At 63.5% G+C, this 19044-nt stretch carries 22 protein-coding genes and 2 tRNA genes; 10 read left to right on the top strand and 14 right to left on the bottom strand.

Annotated features, from left to right (window positions below; translation table 11 throughout):
* From HUW43_RS07930 to HUW43_RS07920, 3 genes are all read right to left on the bottom strand, one after another.
* Positions 1-498, bottom strand: a 498-nt coding sequence (locus HUW43_RS07930; RefSeq protein WP_188236888.1) for a ParB/RepB/Spo0J family partition protein, incomplete at its 3' end; no start/stop codon positions are given.
* Complete coding sequence (locus HUW43_RS07925; RefSeq protein WP_188236887.1) at positions 491-1390, bottom strand: plasmid partitioning protein RepB C-terminal domain-containing protein; 900 nt, start codon at positions 1388-1390, stop codon at positions 491-493. The genes HUW43_RS07925 and HUW43_RS07930, both read right to left, overlap by 8 nt.
* Complete coding sequence (locus tag HUW43_RS07920; RefSeq protein ID WP_317450842.1) at positions 1390-2907, bottom strand: recombinase family protein; 1518 nt, start codon at positions 2905-2907, stop codon at positions 1390-1392. Before HUW43_RS07920 ends, HUW43_RS07925 begins: the two co-directional genes overlap by 1 nt.
* Positions 2908-3084: 177 nt before the next feature.
* On the opposite strand from HUW43_RS07920, the gene HUW43_RS07915 reads away from it, so the two are divergent.
* Complete coding sequence (locus HUW43_RS07915; protein ID WP_188236886.1) at positions 3085-3708, top strand: DeoR family transcriptional regulator; 624 nt, start codon at positions 3085-3087, stop codon at positions 3706-3708.
* A gap of 350 nt (positions 3709-4058) precedes the next feature.
* Here the strand turns inward: HUW43_RS07915 and HUW43_RS07910 are convergent, their stop codons facing one another.
* A complete protein-coding gene (locus HUW43_RS07910) occupies positions 4059-4934 on the bottom strand; it encodes an N-formylglutamate amidohydrolase (RefSeq protein ID WP_188236885.1) in 876 nt (291 codons plus the stop codon).
* 139 nt (positions 4935-5073) lie between these two features.
* Here HUW43_RS07910 and cpdR point away from each other — a divergent pair, with 139 nt between their 5' ends.
* Both cpdR and HUW43_RS07900 read left to right on the top strand, forming a co-directional pair.
* Positions 5074-5451, top strand: a complete 378-nt coding sequence (cpdR, locus tag HUW43_RS07905) for a cell cycle two-component system response regulator CpdR (protein WP_188236884.1) — start codon at positions 5074-5076, stop codon at positions 5449-5451.
* Between the two features lie 71 nt (positions 5452-5522).
* A tRNA-Val gene (locus tag HUW43_RS07900) sits at positions 5523-5597 on the top strand.
* 188 nt (positions 5598-5785) lie between these two features.
* Here HUW43_RS07900 and HUW43_RS07895 read toward each other — a convergent pair.
* Positions 5786-6577, bottom strand: a complete 792-nt coding sequence (locus HUW43_RS07895; protein ID WP_188236883.1) for an SDR family oxidoreductase — start codon at positions 6575-6577, stop codon at positions 5786-5788.
* Positions 6578-6682: 105 nt separating this feature from the next.
* On the opposite strand from HUW43_RS07895, the gene HUW43_RS07890 reads away from it, so the two are divergent.
* Positions 6683-7552 carry an alpha/beta fold hydrolase gene (locus HUW43_RS07890; RefSeq protein ID WP_188236882.1) on the top strand — a complete coding sequence of 290 codons (870 nt, stop codon included), beginning with the start codon at positions 6683-6685 and terminating at the stop codon, positions 7550-7552.
* 47 nt (positions 7553-7599) lie between these two features.
* Complete coding sequence (locus HUW43_RS07885; protein WP_188236881.1) at positions 7600-8325, top strand: energy transducer TonB; 726 nt, start codon at positions 7600-7602, stop codon at positions 8323-8325.
* 25 nt (positions 8326-8350) lie between these two features.
* On the opposite strand, the gene HUW43_RS07880 is transcribed toward HUW43_RS07885, so the two are convergent.
* Positions 8351-8443: transfer RNA gene (locus HUW43_RS07880), tRNA-Ser, on the bottom strand.
* Between the two features lie 241 nt (positions 8444-8684).
* Between HUW43_RS07880 and HUW43_RS07875 the strand changes: the two genes are divergently transcribed.
* Positions 8685-9458 carry a DUF1134 domain-containing protein gene (locus HUW43_RS07875; protein ID WP_188236880.1) on the top strand — a complete coding sequence of 258 codons (774 nt, stop codon included), beginning with the start codon at positions 8685-8687 and terminating at the stop codon, positions 9456-9458.
* A gap of 383 nt (positions 9459-9841) precedes the next feature.
* Here the strand turns inward: HUW43_RS07875 and HUW43_RS07870 are convergent, their stop codons facing one another.
* From HUW43_RS07870 to petA, 4 genes are read right to left on the bottom strand one after another with little or no spacing between them, the layout of a single operon-like run.
* A complete protein-coding gene (locus HUW43_RS07870) occupies positions 9842-10396 on the bottom strand; it encodes an adenine phosphoribosyltransferase (protein WP_188236879.1) in 555 nt (184 codons plus the stop codon).
* Positions 10397-10419: 23 nt separating this feature from the next.
* Positions 10420-11229, bottom strand: coding sequence for a cytochrome c1 (locus HUW43_RS07865; RefSeq protein ID WP_188236878.1), 810 nt, complete (start codon positions 11227-11229; stop codon positions 10420-10422).
* A gap of 31 nt (positions 11230-11260) precedes the next feature.
* Positions 11261-12541: a cytochrome b gene (locus tag HUW43_RS07860; protein ID WP_188236877.1), complete on the bottom strand. Its 1281-nt coding sequence runs from the start codon at positions 12539-12541 to the stop codon at positions 11261-11263.
* Between the two features lie 13 nt (positions 12542-12554).
* Positions 12555-13112 (bottom strand): ubiquinol-cytochrome c reductase iron-sulfur subunit, encoded by a 558-nt coding sequence (gene petA / locus HUW43_RS07855; RefSeq protein WP_188236876.1) that lies wholly within the window; start codon positions 13110-13112, stop codon positions 12555-12557.
* Between the two features lie 224 nt (positions 13113-13336).
* Between petA and HUW43_RS07850 the strand changes: the two genes are divergently transcribed.
* A complete protein-coding gene (locus HUW43_RS07850) occupies positions 13337-13795 on the top strand; it encodes a tRNA (cytidine(34)-2'-O)-methyltransferase (protein WP_188236875.1) in 459 nt (152 codons plus the stop codon).
* On the top strand, positions 13792-14652 hold the full coding sequence (gene hemF / locus HUW43_RS07845) for an oxygen-dependent coproporphyrinogen oxidase (protein ID WP_188236874.1): 861 nt from the start codon (positions 13792-13794) through the stop codon (positions 14650-14652). Before HUW43_RS07850 ends, hemF begins: the two co-directional genes overlap by 4 nt.
* A gap of 48 nt (positions 14653-14700) precedes the next feature.
* Here the strand turns inward: hemF and HUW43_RS07840 are convergent, their stop codons facing one another.
* Both HUW43_RS07840 and HUW43_RS07835 read right to left on the bottom strand, forming a co-directional pair.
* Positions 14701-15582, bottom strand: coding sequence for a hypothetical protein (locus HUW43_RS07840; RefSeq protein ID WP_188236873.1), 882 nt, complete (start codon positions 15580-15582; stop codon positions 14701-14703).
* A gap of 106 nt (positions 15583-15688) precedes the next feature.
* Entirely contained in the window at positions 15689-16435 is a 747-nt protein-coding gene (locus HUW43_RS07835; protein ID WP_188236872.1) for a glycerophosphoryl diester phosphodiesterase membrane domain-containing protein, read from the bottom strand.
* Between the two features lie 132 nt (positions 16436-16567).
* On the opposite strand from HUW43_RS07835, the gene lipB reads away from it, so the two are divergent.
* Together lipB and HUW43_RS07825 are read left to right on the top strand one after the other, a co-directional pair.
* Complete coding sequence (lipB, locus tag HUW43_RS07830) at positions 16568-17221, top strand: lipoyl(octanoyl) transferase LipB (RefSeq protein ID WP_188236871.1); 654 nt, start codon at positions 16568-16570, stop codon at positions 17219-17221.
* Between the two features lie 9 nt (positions 17222-17230).
* Positions 17231-17569, top strand: coding sequence for a hypothetical protein (locus tag HUW43_RS07825; RefSeq protein WP_188236870.1), 339 nt, complete (start codon positions 17231-17233; stop codon positions 17567-17569).
* A gap of 3 nt (positions 17570-17572) precedes the next feature.
* On the opposite strand, the gene queE is transcribed toward HUW43_RS07825, so the two are convergent.
* Both queE and queC read right to left on the bottom strand, forming a co-directional pair.
* Complete coding sequence (queE, locus tag HUW43_RS07820; protein WP_188236869.1) at positions 17573-18205, bottom strand: 7-carboxy-7-deazaguanine synthase; 633 nt, start codon at positions 18203-18205, stop codon at positions 17573-17575.
* A gap of 5 nt (positions 18206-18210) precedes the next feature.
* Complete coding sequence (queC, locus tag HUW43_RS07815; protein WP_188236868.1) at positions 18211-18894, bottom strand: 7-cyano-7-deazaguanine synthase QueC; 684 nt, start codon at positions 18892-18894, stop codon at positions 18211-18213.
* Between the last annotated feature and the right edge of the window lie 150 nt (positions 18895-19044).

The raw sequence follows: 19044 nt of genomic DNA, 5'->3' as shown, positions 1-19044 counted from the left end.
CACCGCTTCCGGGCAGATCCCGTCCAGCAGGCGAAATTTGCGGTGTACCGAACCGACCTCCAGCCCCAAGGCCTCGGCGATAACGGCCGGAGCCACCCCTCGCTCAACGGCCCGCGCAATCATGCGGTGCTCCTGCACAGGCGGCAGGCGGTTCACGCGCTTATTGTAGGTGTAGGTTTCGTCATCGGTTGCGACCAGGCAATCGACGGTCTCGAATCCGAGCTGTTTCAGCGCTTCGATGCGCAGATGTCCGTCGAGCAGAAAATACATCCCTGGATGCTGAGGATCGGCGATGACAACCGGCGCCTCGACTAGTCCGATCGCCTTTATGGAACTAACGATCTGGACGTATTTCTTGCTTTCACGCACCCCCTCCCGAAGGGATTTCAGTGCGACAACAGCCGATATCGCAATCGTGACGGTTTGGCGCTCGAAGGCCAGATGAACATCTGGATCGCCCCCGGATTCAATCGCATGATCTGGCTGCCAGTCAGCCATCGAGGCCTCCGGAAATCCTCATCGCCAAAGCGCGAGGCATGGTCTCTAGTCCCTCGGCCCGCAGCAGGGTCACAAACCCTTCGTCGCTTAGAAGGTCTTTGATCGCCTCGACGACGAACAGGAGGCGTGTCTGGGTGAAATCGGACTTTTTGACAAGCAGCCGCTGTTTTTCGGCCTCACGCTGATAGACCTGCATCAAGTCGTTTGCCGTAATGCGCCGATTTCCCGCTCGCGGTCCCATCCTGCTTGCAGGGATACCCTTGTTGCGACTTCGGAGGCGCAGATCCAGCAATCGGCGAACAGACGCCAACTTCTTGCCCTTGAGCTTGCCGGCTTCATAAGCCTCAAGCAAAAGGTTCTGGGCCTCCTCGGTTTCGGCCTTTGCAACCTCGATGGCCATGGTGATCGGGATCAGACCGGTTTCGACGGCCGCCAGGAGGCGATCTTCTCCACGCTCGAGAAGCGAGGCCACCATGTTGACCCATGTGTTGTGGACGCCGATCTTTCGGGCGATGTCGGCCTCGGTATAACCCCGCTTCCTGAGTTCCCCGATTTCGCGCATGACATCGATCGGTCGATGGACCCGCCGTGCGATATTTTCGACCAGGCTCATGACCAGGCATTCGTCTTCTGCGGCCTCAATTACGACTGCGGGAATTTCTGTCTGACCGAGCATCTGAAAGGCCTCAAGCCGTCCTTGCCCGCAAACCAGATCGTATCGCGGCCCGCCCTGCCCCTCCCTCCTACTGACCGTGATCGGCCGCTTAAGGCCAATCGCTTCGATATTGTTGACGATCTCGCGGTGCTGGCGTTTGTTGCGGGACCGTGGATTGAGAATATTGATCCGCGATATGGGGATCATCTCGATCTGCTGTGGGCGGTCGGCCGTCATCAGGCGGCCTCCGTGATGGCGACTGGGGCGGCGATATCGTAAAGGTAGTCGAGCGTCTCGAAGCGGTAAGCGTCAAGGCTGAGACCGTTTTCCTCGGCCAACCGCACGCGATCCGACGCCACATCAAGCCGGGGGAACAGATAGAAATCGAGCGGTGCGCGGTTGTCCGCGTCCATGCGCACCACGATCGTGATGTCGGGCATGAGCGAGGTATCAAAGCGCAGCTTCCAGCGCAGCAGGCCCGTCGGTGTCGGCGTGCAGCGGGCAATGACGATCGACAGGCTGAACTCGTCGTTCACAACGACGCGGTCCGTGGCAAGGTCCTGCCAGGCGTCGCTGCCCTGTTCGCGCAGGCCATCAAGCACCTGCCGCAGGATATCGGGGTGCAGCCTGCGCAGGGCCCGGTTGATCTCGACGTAGCGGTAATCCCGGTCCGGGGTGAACCCGACCAGGCTATAGGCGCGCAGCAGGCTGCCAAACCGGGAGCTGTAGGCGCTGCTCGAGGGCATGCCGTCGCTCTCGTCGATGATGATACCCGATAGCAGCCCCTTGCGGTCATAGAGGGCCTGCAGCGCCTCGAGCATTTCGGTATCGGACAGACGAAATGACCGGGCGTGGATAATCGAATGAGCAGCATCGAACAGATCGCGCTCGACAATACCCTCGAAGACCCCGGAAGCCCGAATCCACATATCCGGGGCATTGCGCACCCGCTTCTTCTTCAACTTGAACGAGCGGCGGTTCCAGACATTGTCGCCGACATATTTCTCGTTGATCAGCAGCTGGTGCACGGTGCCGCGGGTCCAGGGGCGGCCGAGATCGGTCAGGATCCCGCGGGAATTGAGCTCGTCGGCGATCTCCCGTTCGGTCCGGCCGTCGTGAACGAAGGCCCTGTAGACCTCCTGCACGACGGCAACCTCCTCGTCAGGGCCTGGTGTGAGGATGACGCGATCGGTCTGGATGCTCTTGTGTTCGCCGCGCCCAAGAACCCCCTTGATGATGCCGGTTTCGTCGATCAGCGTCCTGCGCAGCCCGAAACCTGCAGGGCCGCCTTGGCGGTAGCCTTTCTCGATAAGCCGGCCCTGACCGGCAAACACCTTGGTGGAGAGCTCCCGGCTGTATTCGCCGGCCATGGCGCGTTTAACGCCTTTGACGATGGTCGAGACCGGGCTCCCGTCATTCTCGAACTGCTCGGCACAATACTGGACCGCGATGCCAGCCCGTTTGCAGATATATTCGTAATAGGCACTTTCGTCGGCGTCCTGGAAACGGCCCCAGCGGCTGACGTCGTAGACAAGGACCATCGTGAAATCGGTCGCACCTGACTGAACGTCGTCGATGAGCTGCTTGAGGGCGTCGCGGCCTTCGATCTTGAGGCCACTTTTGCCCGCATCGGCATAGGTGCGGACGATCTCGATGCCTCGCGCGGCGGCGTAATGCCGGATCGCGTCGGCTTGGTTCTCGGTCGAGTACTTCTGGTGGTCGGTCGACATGCGGACGTATTCGGCGGCCCGCACGGAGGGTGCAGATCCCGGGGAATCGTGCCGATCGTCCTCGTCTTGCCATCCCTTCAAGCGTCGCCCTTTCCGTTTCAGCCGCTGCAGCAGTTCAGGGCATCCACCAACTGCAGCCCGACCAGCACCTCTGCTTACCGTTCCGCTCGCACGACAACTTAGCGGAGAAGGGAGCGGAGGATGTTGCCGAAAAAGGGCAGGATGTTGCACCCGTGGAATGGGCTTGCGAGGTCAGCGAAGGACTATGCGGAATTGATCGCCGACGCCTTGCGGCAAGAGAACGGCGACACCCATCGGGCGGTGAAAACGATTATGGGCTGGACCGGTGCCAGCGAGCGCAGCGTGAAGAACTGGCTCAGCGGGGAATTCGGACCAAGCGGTTATTTTCTCATGCGATTGTGCGGAAAATCAGGTGCCATTCGGGAACTGATCGTCGATCATTTGGTAGAAACGGACATTAGCCCATCTCAGAATATCCGACGACTTGCCGGTACAAACAAAGGCAAGCCAATGGGCAGGAAAAATGCGAGGAATTCGTACGAAGGCCGAAGTCCAGTCGAAGTCGATGGTGTCACCCAAAGGGACAAGGATGTCACCAATGGTGACATCAGTGGTCATAGGCTAAACCGCCGGCAAGAGTGGCTGTTGACCCGAGTCGAGAGCGGAGCCTCTGGCACCGTAGACGACATCTCAACGCACTGGCGTGTAAGCAAACGGACCGCAAAACGTGACATTGCGGCTCTGAGGACGTTGGGCCTGATCGCGTACAGTCCGGGGCATTACGGCCGCACCGATAAAGCCTGATCCAGGGCCGGCGTCTCCCTACCGCCCTGCACAGGTACTGCTCGCCATGGACGAGACGGAGCCGTCATTGGTGAAGGAACTCTCAGCGCTAAGGCAGAGGGCGGATTCGACCGTTTTGCACCCTATTTGGTGGAGACGATTCGGTATCGACCAACGATACACGACCAATTTCATTGCATATCGCAGATTTTGCACCGTCGCTTCTTGTAAGTCGGCGAACATGTCCCTAGATTTCTTTCACGCCGCCATGGTTTTCCCCCTTTCCATCGCGGCGAGTGCCCCGTCGGGTTCGACGCGGGCGCGTCCTCCCTGGACCCTGGCCACCTCGTACTTCGGTACGAGGTGGTTTTTTATTCGGCGGCCTGCGGAAGCAGGTCGGCATCAGGGCGCCACTGCCCCGCCTCGCTGACCAGGGCGGCGAACCAGCGCGCCAGCCGCGCGACGCGCTCCGCATCGGGCATGCGCTCGGCGGTCAGATAGAGGCTGCGGTCTATTTCGATCTGGATCGCATGAACGCCGTCGCCGGGCCGCCCATGCGTCCGCACGACATGCCCGCCGGCATAGGGCTGGTTGCGCTGCACCGGCTCGCCCAGCGCCGATGCCGAAGCCATGGCAAGATCGACGAGCGATTCGGCCGCCGTTGCGCCAAAGCGGTCGCCAATAACGATTCGCGTGCCATGTCCCGGTTGCCCCGGCGGGATCGCCGGCATCGAATGAAGATCGACCAGAATCGCGAATCCGAATCGCTGGCGTGCCGCGGCGATTTCGCCCGCCAGGGCATCGTGATAGGGTCGATGCAAGCGATCGAGCCGCCATTCCAGCGCCGCGCGGTCGATCGGCTGCTTCCACAAGGGACCATGATCGGCGAGCCTGGTCGGCACGACGCCCAGCCCCGCGCGCTCCTTGCGCCCCGGCGCCGCAAATTGTGGGCGCAGCGTCGGAGCGACCTCCGCGGGTGCCATCTGGCCTTCGCCGCGATTGCAGTCGGCGACCGCACGCGCCCAAAGCGCCGCGACGACGCTGGCCCCCGCATCATGCGCGTCCGCCGCGATCCGGTCGCACCAGCGATCCTCAAGCCGCTCCAGCACGCAGCGATCGACACGCGCTGCGGCCAGGATTTCGGGCGGATAGATGCGCCCGGCATGTGGCACCGACACCACGACCGGACCCGGCACAGCCGGACGGTTGACCGAGACGGAAATTGGGGGGACGATACGCGATGTCATGGGGGATGGGTGGCAAAAAAAGCCGGTGGAATCCAGCTTGCCGCCCCAATTTGTTAAATCTCTGCCGCTATGGCTATGGTAAAGCACGCGTCGACACGGGCAGCCGGCGGCGTTCAAGGGCCAGGGAACCGATTTCACGATGATTCGCATCTTGCTTGCCGAAGACGACGACGTGATGCGCGAATATCTTGCGCGCGCCCTTACGGCCGCGGGCTATCACGTCACCGCGGTCGATCGCGGCACGGCGGCGGTCCCCTATATCGATTCGGGCACCTTCGACCTGCTGTTGTCCGACATTGTGATGCCCGAAATGGACGGCATCGAGCTGGCCCAGCATACGGCGAAGGCGGCGCCGCACACGCAGGTGATGTTCATTACCGGATTCGCGGCGGTCTCGCTGCGCGCCGAGGAAAATGTGCCGCAAGCCAAGCTGCTCTCCAAACCCTTCCACCTCAAGGATCTGGTGCGCGAGGTCGACATGCTGTTCGGGCGCGCCGACCAGTCCAGCCAACAATAAACGCGTCAACGCACCGAAGGACTTGCCAAGCCGCGCCAAGGCCTTTAGGGGGCGCGTCACCCCAAAGGGATGGGCGTGTAGCTCAGTGGTAGAGCACTGTGTTGACATCGCAGGGGTCGCAAGTTCAATCCTTGCCACGCCCACCATTCAAAACGCCGCCAGCCGAACAGGTTGGCGGCGTTTTTGCGTTCTGACGTCGAATAGCGGCTTCCCCACCAGCATCCGTTCGCCCTGAGCGTGTCGACTGGCCGTCCTTTTCTTCACCGCCGTTGGAAGTAAAGAGCGGCGCTTCGACAAGCTCAGCCGAGCGGAAAAGATGGCTTTGGTCGGAAAGCTAAGCCATCCCTTTCGCAAGATCGCCGCGCGACGCATCGCCGATCTGGCTGCCGCCGTCGCAGTCAAGGATCGTCCCGGTGATATAGCTCGCGGCGGGGCTGCACAGGAACACCGCCGATTCGGCGACCTCCTCGATCCGGCCCCAACGCTTCATCGCGATGCGATCGTAATGCGACTGCCGCGTCGCCGCGTCGGGCGCGAGGCGTTTCATGCCTTCGGTATCGGCGATCGGTCCCGGCGAGATGCCGTTCACGCGCACATCCGGCCCCCATTCGAGCGCAAGCACGCGAACCAGCTGGTTGATGCCCGCCTTTGCTGCGCAGGCATGCGCCTGCAAGGCCGAAGCATTGACCGCCTGCCCCGCGGTGATCGCGATCAGCGATGCGCCGGGCCGCACCAGCAGGTCGTGACAGCCGCGAAAGACGTTGAAGGTGCCGTTGAGGTCGATATCGACGACCGTGCGAAAGGCGTTTGCCGACATTCCGAGCACGGGGGCCAGAAAATTGCCAGCCGCGCCCGAAACGACGATGTCCATCGGCCCGAGTTCCCCCGCGACGCGCTCCATCACGCCGCGGATCGCCGCATAGTCGCGCACATCGCCCGACAGGCCCAGTGCACCCTTGCCAATGTCCGCCGCCGCGCGCACCGCCTTGTCGGGATCGCGTCCTGCCACCGCGACCTTCGCGCCGAGTTCGGCGAAGCGCTTGGCAATGCCGAGGTTGATGCCGCTCGTCCCGCCCGCAACGAACGCCGTCTTTCCGGCCAGCAGATTGTCCCGAAATGTCGACATGGATCTTCCTCTCTTTCGCTGTGCATGGCGACACGGTCGATACGGGGGTTGACGGATCGAAACCAGTCGCCTTTTGAAACTGGATCAGACAATAAGGATGATCCCATGGCAAGTGCCGGTCCCACCTCGAACAGCTTTATCTCGCAGCGGCTGAAGCTGCATTATGTTGACTGGGGCAACCGCGAGGCGCCGCCTCTGTTGCTTGTCCATGGCGGGCGCGACCATTGCCGCAACTGGGACTGGGTCGCCGAGCGGCTGCGCGACCGTTTCCACGTCATCGCCCCCGACCTGCGCGGCCATGGCGACAGCGCCTGGTCGCCCGACGGCAATTATCCTATCGACGGCTTCGTCTATGACCTTGCGCAGCTGGTTCACCAGCTTGACCGTGGTCCGGTTTCGATCGTCGCGCATTCGTTGGGGGGCAATATCGCGCTTCGTTATACCGGCCTTTATCCCGCCCATGTGCAAAAGCTCGTCGCCATCGAAGGGCTAGGCCCTTCGCCCAAGCTGCTCGCCGAGCGCGCCAGGACGCCCTATGCTGATCGTTTCCGCAAATGGATCGACGACAAGCGCCAGGCTGCGGGACGCACGCCGCGCCGCTATGCGACGATCGAGGATGCGCTGGCGCGGATGATGGCCGAAAACGCGTATCTCACCGAAGCGCAGGCGCGCCACCTCACGATCCACGGCGTCAGCCGCAACGAAGATGGAACGTGGAGCTGGAAGTTCGACAATTACCTCAACGTCTGGCCGGCCTTCGACGTGGCACAGGACGATATCGCCTCGTTGTGGGGCGCGATCACCTGCCCCACCCTCCTTCTCTATGGCGCCGACAGCTGGGCCTCGAACCCCGAAAAGGACGGGCGCCTTCGGCATTTCAAGACGGCAAAGGTGATCGAGTTTGAAAACGCGGGTCACTGGCTGCACCACGACCAGTTCGACCGGTTCATGTCCACGTTAGACGATTTCCTCTAAACCGGGCGCTGGCAGCGCGCGCCCGGCGCGCGACACGAGACGGCGCGATGGCATATTCGGGGCAGGTTTCAGGACCGCAAAAGCTGCTGTCGGGCGGCGCGGCGCTGGTCGCGGCGCTCGCCATCGGTTTGGGCCTCGCACGCGGGCTCGACCTCGATGTCGTGCGCCGCGCGAGCGAGGCGATCACCGCCATCGCGCTCCCCGCCCCGCCCGTCACGGACCAGAAGGTCGATCCGGTGCCCGCGCCGAGCGAGCGCGCCACGGGCAAGGCGTCGGCCGCGAACAGGCAGGCGAAGGCCGCCGCGGTCGTCGCGCCGTCCCCGAAACTGCCGCCGCTATCTTCACCCGTCGTCGCCGCGCCGCAGCCCGGTGTCGGCAATGCTCCCTCCGCCGGGGCGACGCCCGACCCCGGCCCCGGATCGGGCGCGGGGGGCCTTGGCGACGGCACCGGCGCCGGCGGTTCGGGCAGCGGCACGGGCGGCGGCACCAGAGCCGTCTGGCGAAGCGGCACGATCCGCGACCGCGACTATCCGCGCGAAGCAAGCCGCGCGCGTGCGGGCGGCGAAGTCGAGGTGCGCTTCACGATCGAGGCCAATGGCCACGTGACGGGGTGCCGTGTTACGAAGTCGAGCGGCAACGCCGCGCTGGATCGGACGACATGTGACCTCATCGAAGCGCGCTTCCGCTTCAAACCCGCAACCAACGCCGCGGGCGATCCCATCGCCAGCCCCTATGGCTGGCGCCAGCGCTGGTGGCTGGAACCGCGGCGCTAGGGCGCCATTTACACCGGAGAGAGGGTGGCGGAGACGGAGGGATTCGAACCCTCGGTACCGGATTTACCAGTACGACGGTTTAGCAAACCGTTGGTTTCAGCCACTCACCCACGTCTCCGCATGGTCCGCCGCGCTAACGACGGGCTTGGCCTAGGCGGGTCGCTATAGCCATGCGCTTCGCCCCCCGCAACGCCAAAGATGGAGCATTTTCACGCTTCCAACGGCATTTCACCCGTCAATCGATTCGGTCCGGCGCAAAATCGAGTCGGGTCATCGCCCGTTCATTGCCCACCCGGCAAAGCGAGTCATGATTAACGCGGGGTTCGCCGCAATGGCACTGTTTTACTTGGGGGTTCGCTATGCGTAAGAGTTTCTCCGGCCTGGTCCTGGCGACGATGGCGTCGATCGGCCTCGCACTGGCGCCCGTTCCGACAGCCGCACAGATGCGCGAGATCGATCCCAGCAACATGCAGATCGACTCCGATCTGGACAATCCCGCGCCGCCACCTGCGACGAGCGAACCACAGCCGAGCGAATCCTATGACAGCGATCTGGCCACCGGCGACCAGCAGACCAGCGAAACACCGTCCGCTGCCCCAACCGCCGACGACGAGGATGCCGGTGTCGCGTCGGCAACGGCAGCGCCGGGGTCGACCTACAAGAAGGACGATCTGATCGGCGCCGCCGAGGGTGTGTTCGGAAAGGGCGCACAGGGCCTTGCCGCGATGATCGAGGACATATTGAAGGAACAGGGCGAACCCAACGCCTATATCGTCGGGCGCGAGGCCGGGGGCGCGCTGGTGCTCGGCGTGCGTTACGGTTCGGGGACGCTATACCACAAGGTCGAAGGCGAACTTCCCGTTTACTGGACCGGCCCGTCGATCGGTTTCGATGCGGGGGCCAACGCGGGCAACACCTTCGTCCTCGTCTATAATCTTTTCGACAGCGAAGACCTCTATAAACGCTATCCGGCAGGCGAAGGCGCCGCCTATCTGGTGGGCGGCTTCAACGCCAGCTATCTGCGCCGCGGCGACGTGGTGCTGATCCCGATCCGCGTCGGCGTCGGCGCGCGGCTGGGCGCCAATGTCGGCTATATGAAGTTCCGCAAGAAGCAGAACTGGTTGCCCTTTTAAGCGCGATTCGTTTGCCACAGGCGCGATAGCCCGCGCTTTGGCGCGGGCGTTTTCGTAACGCAGCCTGTCGGGTTGATCGCCTGCAAACGACCGATTGCCGTCATAACCCAAAAGAATGCCCCTTCCGTCAAAGGGAAGGGAAACGAAAACTTGGCAGCTTGCTGCCTGGTCGTAGTGGGTGCAGGCCATCGGCCTTGTGCAAGGCGACAAGCCCCGACCCAAGGCAGTCGCAACCCGGCTAGGGAATGCGAGCGAACCTCGGCGCAGCCCATCGGTCGGCGGCCGCCAAACAGCGTCTGCACAAGGCTGATCTTTTGCGGACTTTGGACGAATTACGCCGGGGACTGCGCAGACCGCTTCCCCGCCCGTGCGGACACTTGTCGCTAATCGCCGTCAAACGCGATCAGCGTTTCACAGACAAGTCCCGCCGCGCCCAATCGCGCCGATCCGCCCAGGTCGGGCAGGTCGATCACGAACAGCGCAGCGGCCACCTCCGCCCTGACATTGCGCATCAAATCGGCCGTCGCGAGGATCGTCCCGCCGGTCGCGAGCAGGTCGTCGACCAGCACGACGCGGTGCCCCGGCAGCACCGCACCCTCGTGCAGTTCGAGCCGGTCGGTGCCATATTCGAGTTCATAATCGACGCCGATCGTGACGCCGGGCAGCTTGCCCGCCTTGCGCACGGGCACGATGCCCAGTCCCATCGCGGTCGCCATCGCCGCCCCAAACAGGAAGCCGCGCGCCTCGACCGCAACGATCAGGTCAGGGTGATAGGTCGCGGCGCGCGCACTCAGACGGCGCACGCTTTCGGCGAAACCGGCGGCGTCACCGATCAGCGTGGTGATGTCGCGGAACTGGATGCCCGGCTTTGGAAAGTCCGGGATCGTACGAACGAGCGACGCGAGGTCGAGGTCGGGCTGCGGCGGGAGGGCGATCATCGAACGGTCGCCCTCCCTATCGCTCAATGCTTCTTGTCGGCCCAGATATTGCGATACGACAAATAGGTCAGCACGGTGAAGATCAGCAGGAAACCGATCACAGCCCAGCCCACCTGCACGCGCTTCACCAGCTTTGGCTCGGCGGTCCAGACAAGGAAAGCGGTCACGTCCTTCGCCATCTGGTCGACCGTCGCCTTGGTGCCGTCGGCATAGGTCACCTGCCCGTCGGACAGCGGCTTCGCCATCGCAAGGTTCAGGTTCGGGAAATAGGGGTTGTAATGCAGCCCCGTGCCCGGACGCAGTTCCTTCGGCAGATTGGCCGGCGGATTCTGATAGCCGGTCAGCAGCGAATAAACATAATCCTTGCCGCCTTCGCGCGCCTTGGTGATCAGCGACAGATCGGGCGGCAGCGCGTTGTTGTTCGCGGCACGTGCGGCGACATCATTGGCATAAGGTGCCGGGAAATAGTCCGAAGGCAGTCCATCCCGCGTTGCAGGCTCACCCGTGTCCGGGTTGATCGACGGCACCTGGAAACCCTTGGCGAATGTTTTCACCTGGCCTTCGGTGTAGCCCAGATCCTGAATGTTGCGGAAGGCGACGAGGTTCAGGCTGTGGCAGGCCGAGCAGACCTCCTTGTACACCTGCATCCCGCGCTGGAGCTGCGCCAGATCCCAGTGCGGCATCAAACCGTCGCTGGCAAGCTCCAGATGCCTTGGATGCTTGACGAAACTATAGGCGGCGTTGGGTTCATTCTTCAGCGGCGTGGTGAAGATCGCAAAGATCAGCGCCGTGATGAAACCCAGACCGACAAGAAAACCGAGCGGACGAACCATGGCTGTATCAGCTCCTATAAATGTCCGGCGCTCAGGCCGTGGCCGCCGACTTGTCGTCGGCATGCTTTGCAAGGACTGCTTCCGTGATCGAGTTGGGCATCGGCAGAGGTCGCTCGATGCGTGACACGATCGGCAGAATGATCAGGAAGTGCGCGAAATAATAGATGGAACCAATCTGGCTGAGGATGACCCAAGGCTGTTCCGCGGGCATCTTGCCGCAGATGGCGAGCAGCACCACGTCGGCCACCAGCACCCAGAAGAAGATGCGATAAAGCGGACGATAGGTCGACGACTTCACCGGCGAACTGTCCAGCCACGGCAGGAAAAAGAGCAGCGCGATCGCCGCGAACATCGCGATAACGCCCCACAGCTTCGCGTCGATCCACAGGAAGTTGAAAGTGAAGGCGCGCAGGATCGCGTAGAAGGGCCAGAAATACCATTCGGGCACGATGTGCGCGGGCGTCGAAAGCGGGTTGGCCGGGATATAATTGTCGGCGTGGCCGAGCAGATTCGGCGTGAAGAAGGTCAGCGCCGCAAAGACGAGCAGGAAAACGCCGACGCCGAAACCGTCCTTTGCGGTGTAATAGGGATGGAAGGGAACGGTGTCCTGTTCGTCCTTCACCTCTATGCCCGTGGGGTTGTTCGACCCCGGAATGTGCAGCGCCCAGATGTGCAGGATGATGACCCCCGCGATCACAAAGGGCAGCAGATAATGCAACGAGAAGAAGCGGTTGAGCGCCGCATTGTCCGGCGCAAAGCCACCGAGCAGCCACTGGCGGATCGGCTCGCCCACGATCGGGATTGCCGAGAAGAAACCGGTGATCACCTGCGCGCCCCAGAAGCTCATCTGGCCCCAGGGAAGCACATAACCCATGAAGGCGGTCGCCATCATCAGCAGGAAGATCACGACGCCGAGCAGCCACACCATTTCGCGCGGCGCCTTGTACGACCCGTAATAAAGGCCGCGGAAGATGTGCAGATAGACGACGATGAAGAACATGCTCGCGCCGTTCATATGCGCATAGCGGATGAACCAGCCGGCGTTGACGTCGCGCATGATATGCTCGACCGAATTAAAGGCGACGCCGGCATTGGCGGCATAATGCATCGCGAGCACGATGCCGGTGACGATCTGGATCACCAGCGCGGCGCCCGCGAGAACGCCGAAGTTCCAGAAATAGTTCAGGTTGCGCGGCACGGGGTAGCCGGCGCCGATCGCATTATAGACGAGGCGCGGCAGCGGCAGCTTCTCGTCCAGCCACTTCATCAGCGGCTGCTGGGGTTCATATTGCTTGGCCCAGGGAAAGCTCATCTTATCTTGCTCCTCAGCCGATCGTCACGACGGTGTCGCTGGTGAACTCATAGGGCGGCACGACCAGGTTGGTAGGCGCCGGGCCTTTGCGGATGCGCGCCGCGGTGTCGTAGTGCGAACCGTGGCACGGACAGAAATAACCACCAAAATCGCCGCGATTCTCACCCTCGGCGGCGCCCAGCGGAACGCAGCCCAGATGGGTGCAGACGCCCAGCGTGATCAGCCAGTTTTCCTTGCCGGGTTTGGTGCGCTCGGCGAGCGTCTGCGGCTCGCGCAGGTCGCTCATCGGCACGCTGTTCGCCTCGGCGATCTCGGCGGCGGTCAGATTGCGCACGAACACCGGCTGTTTGCGCCAGCTCGTCTTGATCGCCTGCCCTTCGCCGATCGCCGAAATGTCGATTTCGGTCGACGACAGTGCGAGCACATCGGCCGACGGATTCATCTGGTTGACGAGAGGCAGCACGACCGCAACCGCCCCGACGCCCGCGAAACTCACCGCCGCTATATTGATGAAATCCCGGCGACGGACGCCATCCTCGATACCGGCGCTGCTTTCAGTTTCACTGGCCATTCGACTGCCCTTGCATGGGTGAACCAAAAAATCGTTCGCGAAGGAATGGCCCGCCCCGTTGCACGCGCACGAAAGCGCACAGCCCGGCGGCCCCTCCGGGAATTGCGGGCCTGATAGCCGCACAGTCCGGGCTTGCCAACAGGCAATTTCCGCTTCGCTCGCCGCGCTGCAAATGGCGGCGCAAGCCCCTCGATTCGCGGCGCCTTCATCATTATGGCGACAGCATGGAGATTGCGCTGTTCCAGCCCGACATCGCCGGCAATGTCGGCACGATCCTGCGAACCGCCGCCTGTTTTGGCGTGCCCGTGCATGTCATCGAACCTTGCGGCTTTCCGTTCGGCGATGCGGCGCTCAAGCGCGCGGGCATGGATTATGCGCCGCGCGCCGATGTCCGGCGCCACGCCGATTGGGACGGCTTTTATAGCTGGTCGCACAGCAACGACAGGCGGCTGGTGCTTTTGACCACCGCCGGCGGCGCCCCCCTTCCCGACTTTGCCTTCGCGCAGCATGATCTGCTGCTGTTCGGCTCCGAAACTTCGGGGGTCCCGCCGCATGTTTACGCCGCCGCTGCCGCGCGGGTCGCGATTCCCATGCAGCCCGGCTTTCGATCCTTGAATGTTGCGGTCGCGGCTGGCATCGCGCTCGCCGAGGCGCTCAGGCAAACGAAAGGCTTTCCGGCATGATCCCGCTCGACCCGCAGCAACAGACGGCGCGCGACTGGTTCGAATCGCTTCGAGACCGCATCTGCGCCGAGTTCGAGGCGATCGAGGCCGAAGCGGGCAGCGACGCGCGCTTCACCTATACGCCATGGGATCGCGAAGCCGAGGGGCTGGCGCCCGGCGAAGGCGGCGGCGGCGTTCGCGGGGCGATGACGGGCAAGGTGTTCGAGAAGGTTGGTGTCAATGTCTCGACCGTCGGCGGCGAGTTCGCCCCTGACTTCGCGGCGTCGATCCATGGCGCGGGCGAGGATCCGCGCTTTTTTGCAACCGGGATCAGCCTGGTTGCGCATATGGCGAACCCGCACGTCCCGGCGGTGCATATGAACACGCGCTTTCTGGCGACGACGAAGCGCTGGTTCGGTGGCGGCGCCGACCTCAATCCACCCATCCCTTACCAGGAGGACACCGACGCGTTCCACGCGCGGCTTCGCGCCGCCTGCGCACCCTTTGGTCCCGACGTCTATGAACGCTATGCCAAATGGGCCGAGGATTATTTCTATATCCCGCACCGCGGCGTCCATCGTGGCGTCGGCGGCATCTTCTACGACCATCTTGAATGCAACGACGATGCCGAGTTCGACCGCAATTTCCAGCTGACGAAGGCGGTCGGCGAGGCGTTTCTCGACATTTTTCCGCGTATTGTGCGGCGTCGGATGAACCAGCCCTTCACCGACGCCGATCGCGATGCACAGCTCGTGTGGCGCGGCCGCTATGCCGAGTTCAACCTCGTCTACGACCGCGGCACGCTCTTCGGCCTCAAGACCGGCGGCAATATCGACGCCATCCTGATGAGCCTGCCGCCGCTCGCCAAGTGGAGCTGAAAAGGGCGCCCCGGCGGCGGAGCGCCCTTTCCCGTTTGTCGGTGACGATCAGGCGAAGATGTCGCCCGATGCGCGCGGGGCGATGGCACGATAGACGCCGACCGGCACCGAGAATGACAGCATCATGATCGGCAGATAGACGAGCGCTGCCATGACCATCATCGTCAGCATCGCGCCGACGACCGACCCCCCGGCGATCGCCCCCAATATGCCGCCGAAAATCATGCCGGCGACGAACGCATAGGCGACGACGCCGATGGTGAAGATCAGATAGAAACCGACGATCACCCACTGCGAGGGGCCGGTCAGCCGCCACGATTCGCCAAGTCCCGTTATCGGGTTGCGCGTCAGCCGGTCGGCCATCACCGGCCCCGCAACCATGAAGCGGCCCTGGAGCCACAGCATGAAGACGATGATGGCGATATAGACGAGGATCATCACAAAGATCGCGCCGCCGCCGATCGCTCCCGCGCCGCCCGATTCCAGCGCTGCGGGTGAAAGCGCCCCCATGCCCCCGAGCGCCGCGCCGAAAACCAGCGTCAGGACGAGCATGACGATGAAAATAACGATATAGGCGGCAATCATGATCACGATCATGCCAAAGGCCAGCGCCGGACCGGCCTGGAACGCCCATGCGAAATTGGGCGCGTCGCCGGGATGCATCCCGCCGCGCCAGATGAGCATCGAAACGCCGTAGAATATGACCGCGGCGATGAGAGCGAAAAGACCGATCCGGCCAAAGGCGCCCATGACGAGCGACGGATCGTTCGGCGCCATCGCCATCGCCGAAAAGGTCGATCCCAAAAGCAGATAGCCAAGCAGGCCGACAAGGATCAGCGCCCCGCCGACCCACAGCAGCATCTGCATCCAGTTGGCCTTCAGAAACGCGAACGTTTCTGAAAAGGCGCCGCCGATCGTCATTTTGTTCATGTCACTTCCCCCTGTTGTCGAACCATCTTCCTTCAATTCGATGCGGGTGAGAGCCGTTTGACGTCGTGCGATCCACGCCTTTTCTATCGGTTTCGATCGGCGCGCCTCACTGAAACACGTCGGACGCGCTGCGCAGCGCCAGCTGGCGATAGGCGGCGGCCGCGACGGCGATCGAAAAAAGGCTGCCGATCGCGCCGAACGCCGCTTCGACGAATCCGCCGACCATCCGGCCGAATCCGGGTTCGCTGCCGACGATGACCGACAGTACGCCACCGACGATCAGCGCGGCGATGAAGATGACCAGCCCGACGAGGAGCAGGAAGAAAAAAACCGCCCAGCCATTGTTCCGGGTCAGTTCCCAGCTCGTGCGGATCGCGTCGATCGGGTTGTAGATCGTCCGGTCGGCGATTGCCGGCGCGACGAGCGCAAGGCGGCCGACGAGATAGAGACCCGGAAGGATCAGCAGGATAACGCCGATGCCGATCGCGATGCCGGTCAGAATCTGCACCGCCAGCATCGTCGGGAAAAGCATAAGGCCAAAGGTGAGCGCCTCGCCGACGCTGATCCCGGTGCGCGCCAGCCACAACCGCAGAATCGCCGCCGTGCCGACCATCGTGCAGAGTGCGACGACAATCTGGCCGGGGATCATCTGGCGGAAGCTTTCCCGAAAGGCCGCCATCAGCTGATCGAAATTGGCGCCCGCGGGCGGCTCGACGGGCACGGGTCCGAACCAGGCAAAGGCGAGCGCGGGCAGGAAGAAAAAGACGCCCGCAATCGCGACGATCAGCGCCGTATGCGATTTCAGCAACAGCAGGGTGTCGTCCCACGCCGCGCCCATGTCGAATTTTGTCATTGATACCCCGTCATTTCTCGATTTCCCCGTTGCGGGGAAGGTGACGATGTTCGCCGCATCTGTCCAGCCCTGTCCCGCATTGTTCCGCCGGGCCTTGCGCGGCGGGCCGCGACGCGCCAGATAGCCCGCGCCATGCCGTTGCCTTCCCAGCCCCAATGGACCGTCAGCCCCGGCCTCACCGGCTATGCCGCGGCGCTTGCCGACATGGACATGCGCGCCGCGCAAATCCATGCGGGCGAAAGCGGCGAACGCATCTGGCTGATCGAACATCCGCCGCTCTATACCGCGGGGACGAGCGCCGATCCCGCCGAACTGCTTGACCCGCGCTTTCCCGTCTATGACGCGGGACGCGGCGGACGTTACACCTATCACGGCCCCGGCCAGCGCGTCGTCTATGTCCAGCTCGACCTGACGCGGCGCGGACGCGATGTGCGCGCTTATGTTCATGCCCTCGAAGGCTGGGTGATCGATGCGCTCGCGCTGCTCGGCGTCGCGGCGCGGCGGGCCGAAGGACGCATCGGCATCTGGACCGACGACGCACAGGGGCGCGAAGCCAAGATCGGCGCGATCGGCGTGCGCGTCAAACGATGGGTCACGATGCACGGCTTTTCGCTGAATGTCGCGCCCGACCTTGCCCATTTCACCGGCATCGTGCCGTGCGGCATCGCCGAATATCCCGTGACCAGCCTCGCCGCGCTGGGCAAGGCGGCGGGTTTTGCCGAGGTCGATGCCGCGCTGGCTGCAACGCTTCCCGCCTTTCTCGACAAGCTGCGGCCGAACGATTAGGACCGGCGCATGACCCGCAGTTTCTTCCCCTCGCTCCTTCTTCTTGGCCTTGCCGCGTGCGGCGGCGGCGACACCGGCGACACGTCGACGACGAAGCTCGACGCGGTCGAAGTCCAGCCTGGATCGGTCAGCGATTCGATGATCATCCTCGACGATGCGGCCGGCGACGGCACCGCCGTCGACAACAGCGTCCCCGATGACGGAAACGTCGGCAAGGCAGCCGACGAACGCGAAGGCGAGGAAGACGCCGCGCCACCCGCCGAAGCCGACGATGATCCCGATGCGGTCGATATGCCGACGGCGAAAAAGGCCGTCACCCCGGACGCGACCGCAAATAAGGGCGAATAGGCGCTAACGCAGCCCCAGGCTCTTGTGGGTCTGGAGCGACAGGCGCCAGCGCGGATCGGCCATCACCAGGTCGATGCACGCCTGCACATTGGCGGCCGCGTTCGGATCGTCGAGCGGCTGGACGAGCCGATGCCGGAAGTCGAGCGTCGCAAGCCGCGCGACGTCGCTGCCGGGTTGCGGCCAGACAAGCTTCAGTTCGTCGCCGCTCGTCTGCACCAGTTCGCTCCCCGCTTTCGGGCTGACGCAGATCCAGTCGATGCTGCGCGGAATCGGCAATGTGCCGTTGCTTTCAATCGCGATCGCAAAGCCGCGTGCGTGCAGCGCGTCGATCAGCGCCTCGTCGACCTGCAACATCGGTTCGCCGCCGGTGAGCACGACATAACGGTCTTCGCGGCCCTCGCCCCAGCTTTCGGCGATGATATCGGCCAGCGCCGTCGCGCTCCTGTATTTGCCGCCCAGCGTCCCGTCCGTGCCGACGAAATCGGTGTCGCAGAAACGGCAGATCGCTTTCGCGCGGTCCTGCTCGCGCCCGGTCCACAAATTGCATCCGGCAAAGCGGCAGAAAACCGCGCGGCGGCCCGCCTGCGCCCCCTCCCCTTGCAGGGTCAGGAAAATCTCTTTGACCGCGTATGCCATCGGGCTCACGCGTAGCGCGTCGGGTCGGCGAGCCCGGCGTCGGCAAAACCCTTGCGGCGCAGGCGGCAGCTGTCGCACGCCCCGCAGTGCAGCCCGTCGGGCGTCGGGTCGTAACAGGACCAGCTCATCGCCGCATCCATGCCGAGCCGCGCCGCTTCAGCGGCGATGTCTGCCTTGGTCATATGCTGGAGCGGGGCGTGTATCCGAAAGGATACGCCCCGATCGCCGTCGCGCGTCGCCAGCGCGGCAAGCCGCTCGAATCCCTGAATGAATGCGGGGCGGCAGTCGGGATAGCCCGAATAGTCGAGCGCGTTGACCCCGATCACAATGTCCGCGGCCTGCCGCGCCTCGGCCAGTCCCAGCGTCAGCGACAGGAAGATCAGGTTGCGCGCGGGGACATAGGTAACCGGAATGTCGGCGCCGCCCCCCTCTTTCGGCACGTCGATGTCGTCGGTCAGCGCCGACCCGCCGAACCGGCGAAGGTCGAGCGGCAGGACGATATGCTCAGCCGCGCCGACATGATCGGCAATGCGCGCCGCCGATTCCAGTTCGACCCGGTGCCGCTGGTTATAGTCGATCGTCAGCGCGACGATCCGCGCCCCCGCCTCGCGAGCGAGGCCCGCACAGACCATCGAGTCAAGCCCGCCCGACAAAAGGACGATCGCCGATTTTCCGGACATATTCTGCATCGGCGCCAGATAGGCGCCGTCCGCGGGGCGCGCAAGGTCCGCGACGGACCAAAGAAACGGGCCGCGAAGCGATCGCCGCGCGGCCCAGGTCGGCCAAATGCGGTCGCGTCCGTCAAGGTGGTGTAATTTCGGCTGTGGCCGTGGGCCATC

It is taken from the genome of Sphingopyxis sp. LK2115, assembly GCF_014595975.1.
In the GTDB taxonomy this organism is placed as follows: domain Bacteria; phylum Pseudomonadota; class Alphaproteobacteria; order Sphingomonadales; family Sphingomonadaceae; genus Sphingopyxis.
This window is presented reverse-complemented; position numbering and strand designations above follow the sequence as displayed.

Excerpts from the sequence above, each read along its gene's own strand:
- petA (WP_188236876.1), bottom strand. The coding sequence starts at position 13,112 with ATGGCCAGTGAAACTGAAAGCAGCGCCGGTATCGAGGATGGCGTCCGT.
- queC (WP_188236868.1), bottom strand. The coding sequence starts at position 18,894 with ATGCAGAATATGTCCGGAAAATCGGCGATCGTCCTTTTGTCGGGCGGG.
- HUW43_RS07825 (WP_188236870.1), top strand. The coding sequence starts at position 17,231 with ATGACCCGCAGTTTCTTCCCCTCGCTCCTTCTTCTTGGCCTTGCCGCG.
- HUW43_RS07870 (WP_188236879.1), bottom strand. The coding sequence starts at position 10,396 with ATGATCGCCCTCCCGCCGCAGCCCGACCTCGACCTCGCGTCGCTCGTT.
- hemF (WP_188236874.1), top strand. The coding sequence starts at position 13,792 with ATGATCCCGCTCGACCCGCAGCAACAGACGGCGCGCGACTGGTTCGAA.
- HUW43_RS07915 (WP_188236886.1), top strand. The coding sequence starts at position 3,085 with ATGTTGCCGAAAAAGGGCAGGATGTTGCACCCGTGGAATGGGCTTGCG.
- cpdR (WP_188236884.1), top strand. The coding sequence starts at position 5,074 with ATGATTCGCATCTTGCTTGCCGAAGACGACGACGTGATGCGCGAATAT.
- HUW43_RS07925 (WP_188236887.1), bottom strand. The coding sequence starts at position 1,390 with ATGACGGCCGACCGCCCACAGCAGATCGAGATGATCCCCATATCGCGG.
- queE (WP_188236869.1), bottom strand. The coding sequence starts at position 18,205 with ATGGCATACGCGGTCAAAGAGATTTTCCTGACCCTGCAAGGGGAGGGG.
- lipB (WP_188236871.1), top strand. The coding sequence starts at position 16,568 with ATGCCGTTGCCTTCCCAGCCCCAATGGACCGTCAGCCCCGGCCTCACC.
- HUW43_RS07835 (WP_188236872.1), bottom strand. The coding sequence starts at position 16,435 with ATGACAAAATTCGACATGGGCGCGGCGTGGGACGACACCCTGCTGTTG.
- HUW43_RS07860 (WP_188236877.1), bottom strand. The coding sequence starts at position 12,541 with ATGAGCTTTCCCTGGGCCAAGCAATATGAACCCCAGCAGCCGCTGATG.
- HUW43_RS07895 (WP_188236883.1), bottom strand. The coding sequence starts at position 6,577 with ATGTCGACATTTCGGGACAATCTGCTGGCCGGAAAGACGGCGTTCGTT.
- HUW43_RS07875 (WP_188236880.1), top strand. The coding sequence starts at position 8,685 with ATGCGTAAGAGTTTCTCCGGCCTGGTCCTGGCGACGATGGCGTCGATC.
- HUW43_RS07865 (WP_188236878.1), bottom strand. The coding sequence starts at position 11,229 with ATGGTTCGTCCGCTCGGTTTTCTTGTCGGTCTGGGTTTCATCACGGCG.
- HUW43_RS07850 (WP_188236875.1), top strand. The coding sequence starts at position 13,337 with ATGGAGATTGCGCTGTTCCAGCCCGACATCGCCGGCAATGTCGGCACG.
- HUW43_RS07840 (WP_188236873.1), bottom strand. The coding sequence starts at position 15,582 with ATGAACAAAATGACGATCGGCGGCGCCTTTTCAGAAACGTTCGCGTTT.
- HUW43_RS07910 (WP_188236885.1), bottom strand. The coding sequence starts at position 4,934 with ATGACATCGCGTATCGTCCCCCCAATTTCCGTCTCGGTCAACCGTCCG.
- HUW43_RS07885 (WP_188236881.1), top strand. The coding sequence starts at position 7,600 with ATGGCATATTCGGGGCAGGTTTCAGGACCGCAAAAGCTGCTGTCGGGC.
- HUW43_RS07890 (WP_188236882.1), top strand. The coding sequence starts at position 6,683 with ATGGCAAGTGCCGGTCCCACCTCGAACAGCTTTATCTCGCAGCGGCTG.